This is a genomic window from Marinobacterium alkalitolerans, from assembly GCF_017776525.1.
Taxonomy (GTDB): Bacteria; Pseudomonadota; Gammaproteobacteria; order Pseudomonadales; family Balneatricaceae; genus Marinobacterium; species Marinobacterium alkalitolerans.
Genome location: NZ_JACVEW010000001.1, coordinates 19,945 through 36,030, shown reverse-complemented (window position 1 = coordinate 36,030; position 16,086 = coordinate 19,945). Strand labels below are relative to the sequence as shown.

At 61.1% G+C, this 16,086-nt stretch carries 17 protein-coding genes; 5 read left to right on the top strand and 12 right to left on the bottom strand.

What is annotated here, in order from left to right; translation table 11 throughout:
- Positions 1-20 precede the first annotated feature (20 nt).
- The 7 genes from H9C73_RS00200 to ftsY form a co-directional block, all read right to left on the bottom strand.
- Positions 21-818, bottom strand: a complete 798-nt coding sequence (locus H9C73_RS00200; RefSeq protein ID WP_209285758.1) for a thiazole synthase — start codon at positions 816-818, stop codon at positions 21-23.
- A gap of 56 nt (positions 819-874) precedes the next feature.
- Positions 875-1,075 carry a sulfur carrier protein ThiS gene (gene thiS / locus H9C73_RS00195; RefSeq protein ID WP_209285757.1) on the bottom strand — a complete coding sequence of 67 codons (201 nt, stop codon included), beginning with the start codon at positions 1,073-1,075 and terminating at the stop codon, positions 875-877.
- Positions 1,053-1,454 carry a DUF423 domain-containing protein gene (locus H9C73_RS00190; RefSeq protein ID WP_209285756.1) on the bottom strand — a complete coding sequence of 134 codons (402 nt, stop codon included), beginning with the start codon at positions 1,452-1,454 and terminating at the stop codon, positions 1,053-1,055. Before H9C73_RS00190 ends, thiS begins: the two co-directional genes overlap by 23 nt.
- A gap of 93 nt (positions 1,455-1,547) precedes the next feature.
- A complete protein-coding gene (gene rpoH / locus H9C73_RS00185) occupies positions 1,548-2,405 on the bottom strand; it encodes an RNA polymerase sigma factor RpoH (RefSeq protein ID WP_209285755.1) in 858 nt (285 codons plus the stop codon).
- Positions 2,406-2,547: 142 nt separating this feature from the next.
- Positions 2,548-3,537, bottom strand: coding sequence for a permease-like cell division protein FtsX (ftsX, locus tag H9C73_RS00180; protein ID WP_209285754.1), 990 nt, complete (start codon positions 3,535-3,537; stop codon positions 2,548-2,550).
- On the bottom strand, positions 3,530-4,195 hold the full coding sequence (ftsE, locus tag H9C73_RS00175) for a cell division ATP-binding protein FtsE (protein ID WP_209285753.1): 666 nt from the start codon (positions 4,193-4,195) through the stop codon (positions 3,530-3,532). The genes ftsX and ftsE overlap by 8 nt, the downstream gene beginning before the upstream one ends.
- A 13-nt stretch (positions 4,196-4,208) precedes the next feature.
- Positions 4,209-5,927 carry a signal recognition particle-docking protein FtsY gene (ftsY, locus tag H9C73_RS00170; RefSeq protein ID WP_236013987.1) on the bottom strand — a complete coding sequence of 573 codons (1,719 nt, stop codon included), beginning with the start codon at positions 5,925-5,927 and terminating at the stop codon, positions 4,209-4,211.
- Positions 5,928-6,050: 123 nt separating this feature from the next.
- On the opposite strand from ftsY, the gene H9C73_RS00165 reads away from it, so the two are divergent.
- Together H9C73_RS00165 and rsmD are read left to right on the top strand one after the other, a co-directional pair.
- The gene (locus tag H9C73_RS00165) at positions 6,051-7,229 is read left to right on the top strand and encodes a hypothetical protein (RefSeq protein ID WP_209285752.1); all 1,179 of its coding nucleotides are present in this window, start codon (positions 6,051-6,053) and stop codon (positions 7,227-7,229) included.
- Complete coding sequence (gene rsmD / locus H9C73_RS00160; RefSeq protein ID WP_209285751.1) at positions 7,213-7,842, top strand: 16S rRNA (guanine(966)-N(2))-methyltransferase RsmD; 630 nt, start codon at positions 7,213-7,215, stop codon at positions 7,840-7,842. Before H9C73_RS00165 ends, rsmD begins: the two co-directional genes overlap by 17 nt.
- Here rsmD and H9C73_RS00155 read toward each other — a convergent pair.
- Positions 7,813-8,430, bottom strand: a complete 618-nt coding sequence (locus tag H9C73_RS00155; RefSeq protein ID WP_209285750.1) for a TetR family transcriptional regulator — start codon at positions 8,428-8,430, stop codon at positions 7,813-7,815. The genes rsmD and H9C73_RS00155 overlap by 30 nt on opposite strands.
- Positions 8,431-8,703: 273 nt before the next feature.
- Between H9C73_RS00155 and coaD the strand changes: the two genes are divergently transcribed.
- Both coaD and H9C73_RS00145 read left to right on the top strand, forming a co-directional pair.
- Positions 8,704-9,186, top strand: a complete 483-nt coding sequence (gene coaD / locus H9C73_RS00150; RefSeq protein ID WP_209285749.1) for a pantetheine-phosphate adenylyltransferase — start codon at positions 8,704-8,706, stop codon at positions 9,184-9,186.
- A gap of 32 nt (positions 9,187-9,218) precedes the next feature.
- Positions 9,219-9,467 carry a YfhL family 4Fe-4S dicluster ferredoxin gene (locus tag H9C73_RS00145; RefSeq protein ID WP_209285748.1) on the top strand — a complete coding sequence of 83 codons (249 nt, stop codon included), beginning with the start codon at positions 9,219-9,221 and terminating at the stop codon, positions 9,465-9,467.
- A gap of 53 nt (positions 9,468-9,520) precedes the next feature.
- Here the strand turns inward: H9C73_RS00145 and H9C73_RS00140 are convergent, their stop codons facing one another.
- The 3 genes from H9C73_RS00140 to H9C73_RS00130 are packed head-to-tail and all read right to left on the bottom strand — an operon-like array spanning position 9,521 to position 13,026.
- Positions 9,521-10,057 carry a DUF501 domain-containing protein gene (locus tag H9C73_RS00140; protein WP_209285747.1) on the bottom strand — a complete coding sequence of 179 codons (537 nt, stop codon included), beginning with the start codon at positions 10,055-10,057 and terminating at the stop codon, positions 9,521-9,523.
- Complete coding sequence (gene recG, locus H9C73_RS00135) at positions 10,044-12,122, bottom strand: ATP-dependent DNA helicase RecG (protein WP_209285961.1); 2,079 nt, start codon at positions 12,120-12,122, stop codon at positions 10,044-10,046. Before recG ends, H9C73_RS00140 begins: the two co-directional genes overlap by 14 nt.
- Positions 12,109-13,026, bottom strand: coding sequence for a hydrogen peroxide-inducible genes activator (locus tag H9C73_RS00130; protein ID WP_209285746.1), 918 nt, complete (start codon positions 13,024-13,026; stop codon positions 12,109-12,111). The genes recG and H9C73_RS00130 overlap by 14 nt, the downstream gene beginning before the upstream one ends.
- 51 nt (positions 13,027-13,077) lie before the next feature.
- On the opposite strand from H9C73_RS00130, the gene H9C73_RS00125 reads away from it, so the two are divergent.
- Entirely contained in the window at positions 13,078-13,908 is an 831-nt protein-coding gene (locus H9C73_RS00125; RefSeq protein ID WP_209285745.1) for an SDR family oxidoreductase, read from the top strand.
- Here the strand turns inward: H9C73_RS00125 and ppk1 are convergent, their stop codons facing one another.
- On the bottom strand, positions 13,909-16,086 hold the full coding sequence (gene ppk1, locus H9C73_RS00120; RefSeq protein ID WP_209285744.1) for a polyphosphate kinase 1: 2,178 nt from the start codon (positions 16,084-16,086) through the stop codon (positions 13,909-13,911).

Here is a 16,086-nt window from a genome sequence, read left to right as displayed (position 1 = left end):
CGCGCCCTGTCTCGTTACGTTCAGTTGTTGATCACGCCTTCCAGCGGCGAAGATGCGCTGGCATAGGCCTTGCGCGGCATGCGTACAGCCAGATGCGCTTCACGGCCGGCCTGCACTGCCTTCTGCATCGCTTGTGCCATCAACACCGGATTCTGCGCACCGGCAATGGCCGAGTTGACCAGCACGCCGGCACAGCCCATTTCCATCGCCATGGCGGCTTCAGAGGGTGTACCTATGCCTGCATCCACCAGAATCGGCACCTGCGCCTCTTCCAGAATCAGGCGGATGTTGTGCGGGTTCTGGATGCCCAGACCGGAGCCGATCAGCGAGCCCAGCGGCATCACGGCCACACAGCCGATCTCTTCCAGTCGCTTGGCGACAATCGGGTCATCGTTGGTGTACACCATCACCTTGAAGCCATCCTTGACCAGCGTTTCCGCCGCCTTGACGGTTTCCACGATATTCGGGTACAGGGTTTTCTGATCCCCCAGCACTTCCAGCTTCACCAGGTCGTGGCCGTCCAGCAGCTCACGGGCCAGACGACAGGTGCGCACGGCATCGTCGGCGGTATAGCAGCCTGCCGTGTTGGGCAGCAGGGTATAGCGCTCAGGGCTAATGACATCCAGCAGGTTGGGCTCGTCCGGATTCTGGCCCAGATTGGTCCGACGCACCGCCATGGTGACGATTTCAGCACCACTGGCTTCAATCGCGGCGCCCGTTTCCGCCATATCCTTGTATTTTCCGGTGCCTACCAGCAGGCGCGAACGAAAGGTCTGTCCCGCAATCACCAGCGGATCGTTGTGTTCCAGTTCTGACATCTTCTATACCCTGAATATGGAATTAAGTGAGCACGTCGAGCAGGCAGGTTCGGCTGTTAACCGCCGCCAATGGCATGGACTATTTCCACGCGGTCGCCGCTCGAAAGGCGGGTTGCGGCATGTTCGCTGCGCGGAATGATCTCAAGATTGAGCTCGATCGCAATCCGTTTTCCCGTCAACTGAAGCTGCTCGGTCAGGTCCGCCAGAGTGGTACTTTCCTGCACCTCCAGCGCCTCACCGTTCACCTGAATCTGCATTCTGTTTACCTTGTATAAGCAATGTAACGGCCAGGCTAAGCCAGCCAACAATGAACGCAACGCCCCCCACCGGGGTGATCATGCCCAGCCAGTGGGTACCGCTCAATGCCAGCACGTAAAAGCTGCCACTGAACAGCAGAATACCGACCAGAAACGCACCGGCACTCAGACTGAAACCGAAACGTGCCTCGCGTTGCTGCAGTAGCCCCACCGCCAGCAACGCCAGCACATGCCAGAACTGGTAATCGACTCCGGTCCGAAAGACCTCCAACAGGCGCGGACTCAGCTGCTCACGCAGGCCGTGGGCGGCAAAGGCCCCCAGCATGACCGCCAGTGCACCCAGCAGGGCAGCCAGCATCAGGACAGTGCGTGCCGACATTTGATTTCTCGCGATGGCATTATAATGGCTCAGGCACGGGCCCGAAATGAAAAAAGCCGCACGGGGCGGCTTGTGTTCTGGTGAATGCCCGGCTCAGGCCGTCAGCATCGCACCGCGTATTTTCTTCATGGCGTTCTTTTCCAGCTGGCGGATGCGCTCGGCCGAAACCTGGTATTCCGCAGCCAGCTCATGCAGCGTCGCCTTGTCTTCTGCCAGCCAGCGGCGCGCCAGAATGCTGCGGCTGCGATCGTCCAGATTTTCCATCGCACTGAGCAGACGACGCTGGGCATCTTCTTCCCAGTTGGCCTCTTCCAGCTGAACAGCCGGATCAGCCGACTGGTCTTCCAGATAGGCAGACGGCGACAGGTAGGTGCTCTCTTCGTCTTCGCTGGCAGGTGCATCGAAGGCGGTATCCGTGGACGCCATGCGGCCTTCCATCTGACGCACCACCTTGGCATCGACGCCCAGATCCTCAGCCACCGCCTGGACTTCCTCGTTGGTCATCCAGTTCAGTTTCTTCTTCTGCGAGCGCAGGTTGAAGAACAGCTTGCGCTGAGCCTTGGTGGTGGCGATCTTCACGATGCGCCAGTTACGCAGGATAAATTCATGCATCTCCGCCTTGATCCAGTGCACGGCAAAGGACACCAGACGCACACCCATGGTGGGATCAAAACGCTTAACGGCCTTCATCAGGCCGACATTGCCTTCCTGGATCAGATCGCCCAGCGGCAGACCGTAGCCGGAGTAGCTGCGGGCAATGTGAACCACGAAACGCAGGTGCGACATGACCAGCTGTCGTGCCGCTTCAAGATCGCTCTGGTAATGCAGGCGCTCTGCCAGATCCCGTTCCTCCTCGGCGGAGAGAATCGGAATGGCACTCACAGTCTGAACATAGGCATCGACATTGCGGCCCGGTGACAGATGTTCAACAACTTGCAAGCTTGTGCCCATTCAGGAATGACCTCGCAGTATTCACTATATTCACGTTTGTGACGCTATTCAGCGGCGAAAGTTCCACTTCAGCGCCGTCAAACTGGCAAAGGACAGAAAAATCTAACGCGATTCAGGATACAGCGCAAGTATTGCAACCGACTTACACTTCACCCGGTTCGATTTCACGCAGGTGACGGGCCACCGCCAGCCAGGACCCGACCCAGCCCAGCAGCACCGAGGCTCCCAGCATCAGCACCGAGCCCTCAAGCCCCAGCCCCTGCAGCTCAAACCGATTCAGGTACAGCTCGGCCAGTGCGCGCGCCGGAGCCTCCAGCATCAACAGAGCCAGTTGCACCAGCAGCCAGGCCAGCACACCGCCCAGCAGACCAAACCAGAAACCGCTGTACAGAAACGGGCGACGTACCCAGGCATCGGTTGCCCCGACCAGCTTGCTGACCAGAATTTCGTCACGCCGGCTTTCGATGGTCATCCGAACGGTGTTGCCCACCACCAGCAATACCGCCAGTGCCAGCAACCCGCCCAGTACATAGCTGCCGCGCTGCGCCAGCGCCAGCACGGCTTCCAGCCGCTGTACCCACTCCATGTCCAGCACCGCCTCGGACACCTGCGACAGCCCCGCCAGCTCCGTTTTCAGCAGCGGCAGCTTGACCGGATCATCCGACAGGGGCGTGACCATAATCACCGCCGGCAACGGATTGGCCTCCAGTTGCTCCAGCAGGTCGGAAAAAGCGGAGTATTCGCTGAACTCCTCCAGCCCCTTCTGCCGGCTGATCAGCTCAACGCCACTCAGGTCGTCCCGCAACAGCAACTCTCGACTGAAACGGTCAATGGCCGCGTCGCTCAGCTCTGTCTGCATATAAAGAGCGATGCGCGGCTGGGTGTCCCAGCCTGCGGTCAGTGCCTGCAGGTTGGTCAGAACTGTCAGCAAAAAGCCCGGCAGGGCCAGCGCGATGGCCAGTACGGCCAGTGTCATGGTGGATGCGACCGGTGTCTGACGCAGACGCAGCAACGCCCCTCGCGCCACGCTGGCGTGGTGACGACGCCAGCTGCGACGACGGTCGGAAGAATCTACCCGGTGCTGACGTGCACCGCGGCGAGGGGGCGTATCAGGCGCAGTGCGTTTAGTCATCGGCGATCAGGCGTCCATTTCTAAGCGTCAGCACTCGGTGGTGCATCCGGTTGATCAATGAGTGGTCGTGGCTGGCAATCAGCACGGTGGTGCCGATCTGATTGAACTGCCCGAACAGGCGCATGATGTCTTCCGACAGTTCCGGGTCCAGGTTCCCGGTCGGCTCATCCGCCAGCAGCAGGCGCGGCTTGTGGACGATGGCACGGGCAATCCCCACCCGCTGCTGTTCACCCGTGGACAGCGTCACCGGGTTATGCCGCTCACGATCCAGCAGTCCGACCTTATCGAGCGCGGCCCTGACCCGGCGCGCGGCATCGGCCGGATCATACCCGCTGATCTGCAGTGGCAGGGCGACATTGTCGAACACGCTGCGATCAAACAGGAGCTGGTGGTTCTGAAACACCACGCCGACCTGACGGCGCAGCAGCGGAATCTGGGCACGGTGCAGTTTGGACAGGTCCTGCTGACCCACCCAGACCTGGCCGCGACTGGGCCGCTCCATCAGCATGATCAGCTTCAGCAGGGTACTTTTGCCCGCCCCCGAGTGGCCGGTGAGAAAGCACATCTCACCGGATGCCAGCTCGAAGTTCACGCCCAGCAGGGCATCCTGCCCGCTGGCGTAGCGCTTGAATACATTACTGAAGCGAATGGCGGCCATAACAGGCTCCCGGTCAGTCCTCGAACAATGCCTGTACGAACTCGTCCGCTTCAAACGGACGCAGATCATCTACCTGCTCACCCACCCCGATAAAGCGGATGGGCAGGCCAAACTGCTTGGCAATGGCAAAAATAATGCCGCCCTTGGCGGTACCGTCCAGCTTGGTCAGGGTAATACCGGTCACGCCCACCGACTCCTTGAACTGTTTGGCCTGGCTGATGGCGTTCTGGCCCGTGCCGGCATCCAGCACCAGCATCACCTCATGCGGGGCGTCGGGGTCGAGCTTTTTCATCACGCGCACGACCTTTTCCAGCTCCTGCATCAGGTTGTCCTTGTTCTGAAGACGACCCGCGGTATCGGCGATCAATACATCGATTTCTCGCGACTGGGCCGATTGCAGGGCATCAAAGATCACGGATGCCGAGTCTGCACCGGTGTGCTGAGCCACCACCGGTACGCTGTTGCGCTCGCCCCACACCTGAAGCTGCTCAACGGCAGCGGCACGGAAGGTATCACCCGCCGCCAGCATGACGGACTTGCCTTCGTTCTGGAACCGCTTGGCCAGCTTGCCAATGGTGGTCGTCTTGCCCACACCGTTGACGCCGACCATCAGGATCACGGCCGGTTTCTTTGCCGGCAGGTTGAGCGGGTGCTCAACACCGCCCAGCAGGTCGCCCAGCTCCTCCTTGAGCGCCTGTTTCAGCGCTTCTGCATCCTTGAGCTGGTTGCGTTCTACCCGGTCGGTGAGGCGTTCGATAATCTCCGTGGTCGCCTCTACCCCGATATCCGCCATCAGCAGGGTGGTTTCGATCTCCTCCAGCAGATCATCATCAATCTCCTTCGCGCCCAGAAAGAGATCGCTGAGCTGTTCGGTCAGGTTGGCCTTGGTGCGACTCAGGCCGGTTTTAATGCGTGAGAAAAAGCCGGCCTTTTTCTGCTCCGGGCTTTCCTCGGCGGCCTTGCGCGCTGCCTCCTCTTCTGCGGCCTTGCGAGCAGCCTCTTCTTCAGCAGCCTTACGCTCTGCCTCTTCGCGGGCCTGACGTTCCGCTTCTGCCTCGGCCGCCTTACGAGCCGCCTCTTCTTCTGCCGCCTTGCGCTCGGCCTCTTCGCGGGCCTGACGTTCTGCTTCCGCCTCGGCCGCCTGACGTGCCGCCTCTTCTTCTGCCGCCTTGCGCTCGGCTTCTTCACGGGCCTGACGTTCCGCTTCCGCCTCAGCCGCCTGACGGGCTGCCTCTTCCTCGGCAGCCTTGCGCCCGGCCTCTTCACGGGCCTGACGTTCTGCTTCCGCCTCGGCCGCCTGATGTGCCGCCTCTTCTTCTGCCGCCTTGCGCTCGGCTTCTTCACGGGCCTGACGTTCCGCTTCTGCCTCGGCCGCCTGACGGGCTGCCTCTTCTTCTGCCGCCTTGCGCTCGGCTTCTTCACGCGCCTGACGTGCTGCTTCTGCCTCGGCCGCCTGACGGGCAGTCTCGTCCTCGGCCGCCTTGCGCTCGGCTTCCTCGCTCGCGCGCTGCTCCGCCTCTTCGGCCACCTGGCGCGCGGCCTCGGCAACGTCCGCCTTGGGTGCGATTTCATCGGTTGAGGTACGCGCGTTCAGCTGCGTATCCGTCACAGACGGCTTGCGCATGACACGCACAACGATCAGCAAGAATACAATGGCCAATGCACCGGCCAGATAGGGCAAAATGGCAGGATCGATGCCCTGCTCGGTCATCCAGGTGTAGAGCGCTTCCATAGTCTGTAATATCCGCGGTAGAGGGGCCTGGAAACAGGCCTGCGAGTTCAAAACCTAATGGGGCGCTATCTTAGCACAGAGCCCCCCACGACCAACCCGGCGCCAGTCAATTCAGGGCCACCTATGAACCGACCGTTTCTGAGCCGACGCCAGCTATGGCTCTTGATCATCCTGCTGCCCGGCATCATTTTGCTGCTCACCCTGCTCGGCCCCATGCCCGGCGAGCCGCAGATACTGGCGGATCCGGAGCGGCGCGTGTTCCAGCAACCGCAGCCGCGCAACAACTACCGGCTGGCGTTACAGCTGCCGCTGCCGCCCCCCGAGACGGCGGATCAATGGCTGGCTGCCCGGCTGATTCCCTCACTCCTGTCGACACGCCTGACATCGCCCGATCTGCAGCAGTGGCTGCGCAGCAAGGGCTGGCAAGGGCTGCAGCACGCATCGGACCCAACCGAGTGGCGACTCAGCCTGCTCAGCCAGCAACCACCTACCCCCGCAGCCATCGAAGAGCTGCTCGACTTGCTGGGCGACTTTGCGACAGTCAACTGGAGTGCCCGGCTGGAGCAGCTGAGTGCCGCGCATTATCTGGCGCAGCAATCCGAAGGCACTCAGCCGTTCCCCGAACTGCTGGATGGGCCGCTGCCCTCGGGCTGGCATACTCGCCCGGCTCAACTCGTCAGCCAGTATACGGCACCGCAGCACTGGCGCCTGAGCCTGCTGACACCAGAGCAGCAGCCCCTTGTGGCCCCTCAAGCCAGAGCCGCTGAGCCAACCCCCGAGAGCAGTCTATTCATGCAGCTGCTGCCTCATCCCGGTAGCGCACCGGCCGGCACAGTACATCAGTGGCGCTGGCCGGCCCCTTCCAGTGCGGATGAATGGCTGGAGCAGCAACTGGCACTCCAGTGTCTGCGCCATCAGACCTCAGCCATTCGGCACGCGGATATCCGCATGCGCTGGCGCGCCTGGCACTCCGGCGGGCAACTGAGCCTGTTTATACCCTCCCCCAGCCAACTGGAGCTGACCGAGTTGCTGCAATGCCCCCAGGGCGCTCGCTTTGAGGCTCTCAAACAGGAATGGCGCACAGGCTGGACAGCGCTGACCGAGCGCCAGCCACAAAGCTGGCTGCTGCAACTGGCTCGATACGGGCTCTCGCCCACTCCGTTCTCGGACGTCACATCGAAACTGTCCCAGATCGAACGCGCGTCACTCAACCAGCGCTTGCAGCAGGGGCCCGCCTCTGATAGTTATCGTCGCCTGATCTTTCCCAGTGCCACCGAGGACCGCTATGCCCCGTCGCAATAACCACCGCCCGCCCCGCCCCAAAAATGGCGTGGATGCCGTTCGATCCAGCCTGCGCATCATTGGCGGCCAGTGGCGCGGACGCAAGCTGGACTTTCCCGCCGTTGAGGGCCTGCGGCCAACGCCGGACCGGGTTCGCGAGACGCTGTTCAACTGGGTCCAGGCCGACCTGCCGGGTGCGCAGTGTCTGGATCTGTTCAGCGGCAGCGGAGCACTGGGGCTGGAGGCACTCTCACGCGGCGCCGGCAGCGTCACTTTCGTCGACCGGGCACCGGCCGTCATCAGCCAGTTGCGCACCAACCTCAATCTGCTCAAGGCGCAGAACGCCGAGATTATTGCGGCCTCAGCACAGGACTGGCTGGCCCAGCAAAAGGCGGATGAAGAGGTGCGGTATGATCTGGTTTTTCTGGACCCGCCTTTCCGTCAGGACATGGCCCTGCCGATCTGCACATTATTGGAAGAACGTAACCTGCTGCAGGCCCATGCCCTGATTTACCTGGAAACCGAAGCCGAGCTGGCGCTGGAGGGCCTGCCCGACAACTGGCAGCTGCACCGGGAAAAGCAGGCGGGGCAGGTGGCCTATCGGCTATTTCTCCGGCAGCCCGTCGCGCAGTAACGCCAGCAGACTGCGCCCCTGTTCGACCAGATCAAACGCCTGACCGCTGCGCAGCCACTGGCACAGCAGCCCATCCAGCATCAGCTGAAGCGTCTGCGCCAGTGCGGCAGGTGAGGCTTTCTTGCGCAGCTGCTTCTGTTTGCGGGCCTGCTTGAGGAAGTACCGCAGCTGCTCCTGCCACAGCTGGCGATTATCCGCCAGCCGCTGTTCGAGCCCGGCAAGGTCGGCCACCGGGCTGGCCGGCATATAGAAAACGCGGTAGAGCTGCTGCGCCTGCTCATCCTGACTGAAGGCCCTGAGCACGCCCAGAAAATAGTGGTCCAGTGCCGCCAGTGCATCCTGCTGCACACCTTGACGCTGCTCCAGGTACTGCGCTTCAAACGGCAGCATGTACGCATGGTGAATCTGTTCCAGCAGGTCCGGTCGATTGCGAAAATGCCAATATACCGCACCGTGCGTCACGCCGGCCTCACGCGCAATCTGTTTCAGGGTGGTGGTGCCAATCCCCTGCTCACTGAACAGCGTCAGTGCTGTGGTCAGAAGGGTCTGGCGAGTCTGTTCGGCCTCTTCCCGAGTCCGTCGAGCCATGGCGGGATATCCTTATTTACATTGCTACAGGTATATGAAGAGCATAGACACTAGTGTGGCCGCTGCAAGGGCACAAGCCTCCCGGCCTGAGCTTCATCAAACTGTCATATTCAAGGCGCCCTCAAATATAACCTTTAAAAATAAAAGATTATTTTTTAATAACTTTAAGCATACTTATCATTCCTCTAATCTATTTGTGCCCCTGTGACAATTCGGCTAACATCCCGCTCAACAGTGTTGCCCATTAGCCACCAGAAGGTCAGCTGAACCGCTATGAATACGGCAATCTATCCCGGTACTTTTGATCCGATCACCAATGGCCATTCCGACCTGGTGGGACGCGCAGCGCGTCTGTTCGACCGGGTTGTGGTCGCGGTGGCTGCAAGCCCCAAGAAGCGCCCCATGCTGCCGCTGGAACAGCGCGTGGAGCTGGCCAAGACCGCCCTCGAACATCTGCCAAACGTCGAGGTCATCGGATTTGACTGTCTGTTGGCAACACTGGTCCAGGACCAGAAGGCCAACATTATTCTGCGCGGCCTGCGTGCCGTCTCGGACTTCGAGTTCGAATTTCAACTGGCCAACATGAACCGCAAGCTGGCGCCTCAGGCCGAAAGTCTGTTCCTGACACCGGCCGAGCACCTGTCGTTCATCTCCTCCACCCTGATTCGCGAAATCGCGTCACTGGGCGGAGATGTGAGCCAGTTTGTGCACCCGGCCGTTGCCCAAGCACTTGAGCAGCACCTGAGCCAGCAATAAAGAACCTGTCAGATTGAGTGAGGTAGCCAGTCATGGCATTGATGATTACTGATGAATGCATCAACTGTGATGTATGTGAGCCGGAATGCCCGAATGAGGCGATCTCTCCGGGGGACGAGATTTATGAAATCGACCCGAACAAATGTACCGAGTGTGTAGGTCACTACGACACGCCACAATGTGTGGAAGTGTGCCCGGTCGACTGTATCCCGAAAGATCCGGATCACGTTGAGACCGAAGATATGCTGATGGACAAGTACCACAAGCTGACCGGCAAGTAAGCGGCCCGCAACGGTATTCAACAAACGGCGACCTCGGGTCGCCGTTTGTGTTTTCAGAGTTTCATGTCCAGCGTGCTGGGCGAAAAGGCCTGCTCCAGGCGTTCCCCGATGATGTTATCCCCCTCCGCCAGCCAGTGGGCATACTGCATGTGCAGGCACCGCACCTTGTCCCACTGGGCGATCCCGCCAATGCCATAGCGGTCAAACAGCTCGGTAAATCCCAGCTGTTCAATGCGCTGTCGGTCCTCTTCCCGCATCAGCGCCCAGCGTCGCTCCACATAGCGCTGCTGCTGCGCCAGATAGGTCTCGCGCAGGTCCTCGTCATCCTGTAACGCCTGCTCAATCTGCTTCACCCAACCACTGTCCTCGATGCGCCCGATGGCACGACACAGGTCACGACCACACAGCCAATACAGTGTGGGGAACGGCTGGTCCGCGACCAGCGTACGCATCTGCAACACCAGCGGCAGTCCGGTATCCGTGGCACAGGCCACGGCCTCGATCCCGCGTGGCTCACGCCCGATCTGCTGCTCAATCAGCGCCAGCTGCGCGTCCGTAGGCGGCTGCCGGTGGGTATTAAACCTGTGCATACATATCTCCTGTTCCCAGCCAGCGCCGGATCAAAGCATCATTCAGTGCGGGCTCTGTTTTCAGTTCGAGGGCCACCTGATGGATACGGGGCAAGAGGTCCGCGTCACGCTGCAGATCGGCAATACGAAACTGCATCATGCCGGTCTGCCGTGTGCCCAGCACTTCACCGGGCCCCCGCAGCTCCAGATCCTTTTCGGCAATGCGGAAACCGTCCGTCGTCTCGCGCATGACACCCAGACGTTCACGCCCCTGTTTGGAAAGCGGCGCATGGTACATCAGCACACAGTAGCTTTCGACACTGCCGCGCCCGACCCGTCCACGCAGCTGGTGCAGCTGGGCCAGCCCGAGCCGCTCCGGGTTCTCGATAATCATCAGACTTGCGTTAGGCACGTCCACACCGACTTCAATCACCGTGGTCGCAACCAGCAGGTCCAGCTCGGCCGCCTTGAAGCGCGCCATGATATCCGCCTTTTCCGCCGGCTTCATGCGTCCATGGACCAGGCCGATCCGCAGCTGCGGCAGCGCCTCCTTGAGACGCTCGGCTGTCACCTCGGCTGCTTCACACTGAAGGGCCTCGGATTCTTCAATCAGGGTGCAGACCCAATAGGCCTGGCGCCCTTCGTCACAGGCCTGACGTACCCGCTCCACCACCTGGTCACGGCGGGAATCAGCCACCACGACCGTTTGTACCGGCGTTCGGCCCGGTGGCAACTCATCGATGATCGAGCAGTCCAGATCTGCATAGGCACTCATGGTCAGCGTGCGGGGGATGGGGGTTGCCGTCATGATCAGCTGATGCGGGCTGCGCTCACCGTTGCGTCCCTTTTCTTTCAGGCTCAGGCGCTGGTGCACCCCGAAGCGGTGCTGCTCATCGATCACCACGACCCCCAGATCCGCAAACCGGACCTCTTCCTGAAACAGGGCATGGGTGCCGACCACAATCTGGGCCTCGCCGCTGCGAATCGCCTCCAGCTGGGCCTCACGCGCCTTGCCCTTGACCTTGCCGGCCAGCCAGGCCACCCGAATACCGAGCGGCTCCAGCCAGTGACTGAAGTTGATATGGTGCTGCTCGGCCAGTATCTCGGTCGGCGCCATGACCGCCGCCTGCAAGCCGTTTTCAACCGCCTGCAATGCCGCCAGCGCCGCCACTACGGTTTTGCCTGACCCGACATCCCCCTGCACCAGCCGCAGCATGGGCAGCGGCTGCTGCAGGTCTCGGGCCACTTCTCGCGCCACTCGCAGCTGCGCGCCGGTCAGCTCGAACGGCAGCCCGGCCAGAAAGGGACGGCTGAACGCACCGGTCGCCTTGAGAGCAGGTGCCCCCTGCTGCTGTACCCGCTCCCGCGCCTTCTGCAGCGACAAGTGGTGCGCCAGCAGCTCCTCCATCGCCAACCGGCGCTGCGCCGGATGCTTTCCGTCCAGCAGCAGCGACTGGTCCGCATCGACCGGCGGGTTGTGCAGGTATTCCAGGGAATCAGGCAGGCTCGGCAGTTTCCATTGCTGAAGCAATGTATCCGGCAGCAGGTCTTTCAAGCCCTGATCCCGCATCCATTCCAGTGCCAATGTAATCAGGCTGCGGATACGCCCCTGTGTCAGCCCTTCCGTCAGCGGATACACCGGCGTCAGCTGCTCGGACATGACCGCCGGCCCATCGCCTTTCAGCAACTTGTACTCGGGGTGAACCATTTCAAGGCCACCCGGCCCCGGACGGGCCTCGCCAAAGCAGAGCAGACGCGTGCTCGGCTGGAAGCTGTTCTTCTGCGCGGCTCGGAAGTGAAAAAAGCGTAACGTCAGGGAACCACTGCCATCCTGAATCCTGCACATCAGGCTGCGCCTGCGCCCCTGCGCGATATCGGCCGCGCGCACCGTGCCTTCTATCAGGGCTTCGTCCCCTGAGCGCAGGCTGCCCACAGGAACAACACGGGTGCGATCCTGATAGCGCAGCGGCAGGTGCAGCAGCAGATCCTGCACCGTATGAATACCCAACCGCTCAAGCTTGAGCGAAAGTGCCGTCCCTACGCCCTTGAGGGTAGTAACGGACACGCCGTTGTCAGGTGGAGTCATCACTCGCGGCCTTCACCTGACAGTGGTTGATCGCTTCGACCAGCACATCGATCGCCTTGGGTCGCGGAAAACTGGCCCGCCAGGCCACGGCGACGGTACGCATCGGCTGGGGCTGCTTGAACGGGCGTATTTCGATCAGGTCACTGGTCGGATGGTTTTCAACGGCCGAGAGAGGCAAGACACTGGTGCCCAGCCCCGACGCCACCATCATCCGAATCGTCTCCAGCGAACTGCCTTCTGTCACCGTATGCTGGTCATGGAACGACTGGTTCAGGGTCGGGCAGGCTTCCAGTACCTGATCGCGGAAGCAGTGCCCTTCACCCAGCAGCAGCATGCGGATCTCGTTCATCTGGCGGGTATCAATCTCGCTCTGGCTGGCCAGTTCATGCCCCTTGGGCATGGCCATCAGGAAGGGCTCGTCATACAACGGGCGTGTCAGCACATCCGCCTCATGGAATGGCAGCGCGATGATGATCGCATCCAGCTCCCCGTTGCGAATCTTGGTGCGCAGGTTGTCAGTGAAATTCTCTTCGATATAGAGCGGCATATCCGGTGCCAGACGCTGAATCTGGGGAATCAGCTGCGGAAACAGGTAAGGCCCGATGGTGTAGATCGCACCAATCCGCAGCGGGCTGGCCAGCTGGTCCTTGCCTTCCCGCGCCAGCTCCTTGATCGCTTCCGCCTGCTCCAGCACGGTTTGGGCCTGACGGACGACCTTTTCACCAACCGGGGTCACGCGTACGGCATTCTTGCTGCGCTCGAACAGAGCGACGCCCAGCTCTTCTTCAAGCTTTTTTACCGCGATCGACAGGGTGGGCTGGCTGACATAGCAGCGCTCGGCAGCATGACCAAAATGCTGCTCCCGGGCCAGGGTCACTATGTATCGCAGCTCTGTCAACGTCATGGGGACGTACCTCTGTTAGGATGGACAACTCGACTTTCAATAGGGGGCAACATGCAGGAACAACGCGTGCTCATCGCCGGCTGTGGCGACATTGGAACCCGCCTTGGGCTCAAACTGGCCGCCGAGGGGGCACAGGTGTTTGGCCTTCGGCGTACTATAAACCAGCTGCCCCAAGGCATCCACGGCATTGCCGCAGATATGACCCGGCCCGAAACTCTGACCGAGCTGCCGGAGTGTGACCATCTGTTCTTTACCGCGGCACCCAAAAGCCGTGAGCCGGGAGCCTACCAGCACACCTACGTGGACAGCCTGCGCAACCTGCTGGCCGCCTTGCCGGTCCCGCCACGCCACCTGTTTCTGACCGGCAGCACGGGTGTCTACCATCAACACGAGCATGATTGGGTCGATGAGCAGTCGCCGGTGCAACCCACCACCGAAAGCGGCAAGGCGTTGCTGGCCAGTGAGCAGTTGGCGCTGAACAGCGGCATTCCGGCCACCGTGGTCCGCTTCAGCGGCATCTACGGCCCCGGGCGTGACCACCTGCTGCGCAAGGTGATGGCCGGCATCGCAGCCCCGTCAGAGCCGATTCACTTCAGTAACCGTATTCACCGGGACGACTGTGTGGGGGTACTCCACCACCTGCTGCAACTGCTGGAAGATGGCAAGGCACTCAAGCCGCTGTATCTGGCCAGCGATGATGCACCGACGCCCATTCACGAAGTGATGGAGTGGCTGGCCGAGCAGCTGGGGGTCGATATTACCCGGCGCGAAGAGGTACGCCGGGGTGGCAGCAAGCGCTGCAGCAACCGCCGGCTCAGGGCCAGCGGATACCGCTTTCAGTACCCGGACTACCGCAGCGGCTTCCGGGCGCTGCTGCGCTGATCAGAACAGGGCCAGATCGTCCAGCAGCTTCTGCTGGGCGCTGACCCGCTCTTCACTTTCGGCCGGCTGCACCAGGCTGTAGCTGCCATCGGAGTGCAGCTCCCAGGCCTGGACGTTATCTCGCAGGTAGTATTCCAGCTCATTACGAATGCGCTCGGCATGCTTGCCGAACAGTTCAAAGCCGGTTTCGACACGGTTGAGCATGTTGCGCTCCATCCAGTCGGCACTGGACCCGATCACGACCGGCTTGCCGCCTTCGTTGGCGAACCAGTAGATGCGGGTGTGCTCCAGGAAACGGCCGATAATGGAGCGCACGCGGATATTGTCGGAGATGCCTTCCAGCCCCGGGCGCAGGCGACACATGCCTCGGATAATCAGATCGATTTGAACACCGGCCTGGGAGGCTTCATACAGCGCCCGAATCAGCTTGGGTTCGGTCAGCCCATTCACCTTGATGATGATGTGACCCTTTTTGCCCGCCTTCACATTGCGAATTTCGTTCTGGATCAGGTCCAGCATCTTGGCATGCAGGGTAAAGGGCGCGTTGTAGAGTTTTTGCAGTTTCTGGATTTTGCCCATGCCGGTGAGCTGCTGGAAGATCTTGTGTACATCTTCCCCGACTTCATCATCGGCGGTCATGTAGCTGTAGTCCGTGTACAGGCGCGCCGTGCCCGAGTGGTAGTTCCCGGTGCCCAGGTGACTGTAGCGCACCAGATCTGCGCCCTCCCGGCGTACCACCAGCATCATCTTGGCATGGGTCTTGTAGCCCACCACGCCATATACCACGAGGCAGCCTGCTTCCTGCAGGCGGCTGGCCAGCTGCAGGTTGCTCTCTTCGTCAAAACGGGCCCGCAGCTCGATCACCACGGTGACTTCCTTGCCGTTGCGCGCCGCTTCCACCAGCGCGTTGACGATATCGGACTTGACGCCGGTGCGGTACAGCGTCTGCTTGATCGCCACCACCTGAGGATCCTTGGCCGCCTGACGCAGCAGATCGACGACCGGCGTAAACGACTGGAAGGGGTGCTGCAGCAGCTGGTCGTTCTTGCGCAGGACCGCAAAGATATCCTCGGTGTTTTTCAGCTTGTTGGGCATGCCCGGCGTAAAGGGCTTCCAGCGCAGGTCCGGCCGCTCGACCAGATCACGCACGGCCATCAGACGGGTCAGGTTGACCGGGCCGTTAACGCGATACACATGGCTGTCCGGCAGATTGAACTCCGCCTGCAGGAAACTGATCAGCTCCGCCGGGGTCCGGCTGTCCACCTCAAGGCGGACGGCATCACCGAACTTGCGCGAATGCAGCTCGCCCCGCAGGGCGCGGGCCAGGTCTTCGATCTCTTCAAAATCAAAGCTCAGGTCCGCGTTACGGGTAATACGGAACTGGAAGCAGCCGTCCACCTTCATGCCGGGGAACAGCTCTTCGGCAAATTCGTGGATGATGGACGACAGGAAGATCAGGTTGTCACCGCCATCGCACAGCTCGTCCGGCAGCCGAATCAGGCGCGGCAGGGAGCGCGGCGCCGGGATGATCGCCATGCCGGTTTCACGGCCGAACGCATCCTTGCCGTCCAGCTCGACGATGAAGTTCAGACTCTTGTTGACCAGCCGCGGGAAGGGATGCGACGGATCCAGCCCGATGGGGCTGATCACCGGCAGCAACTGGTCTTCAAAATACTCCTTGACCCACTCCCGCTGGGCATCGGTCCAGTCGGCACGGCGCAGGAACTTGATATCTTCCGCTTCCAGCGCCGGGAACATGATCTCGTTCAGAATCTTGTACTGACGGTCCACGTTGACGGCGCAGATCTCGCTGATCTTGTCGAGCACCTTCTGCGGATGCATCGCATCCGGCCCCACGGCTTCACGCCCGTACTTGAGCTGACGCAACTGCTCCGCCACCCGAATTTCGAAAAACTCGTCCAGGTTGCTGGAAAAAATCAGCAGGAACATCAGCCGCTCAAGCAGGGGATAGCTTTCGTCCAGCGCCTGCTCCAGTACGCGCACGTTAAACTGCAGATGGCTCAGCTCACGGTTGATATACAGCTCAGGTGCCTTGAGATCGACCGGTACTTCTTCAATCGGGTCGATCGTTGGCAGAATCTCGCGGCTCTCCACCAGCGCGGCGGTGGCTTCCTGCTGCTCCGGCTGAAAGGCCGGTTCCTGTATGTTGTCGTTCAT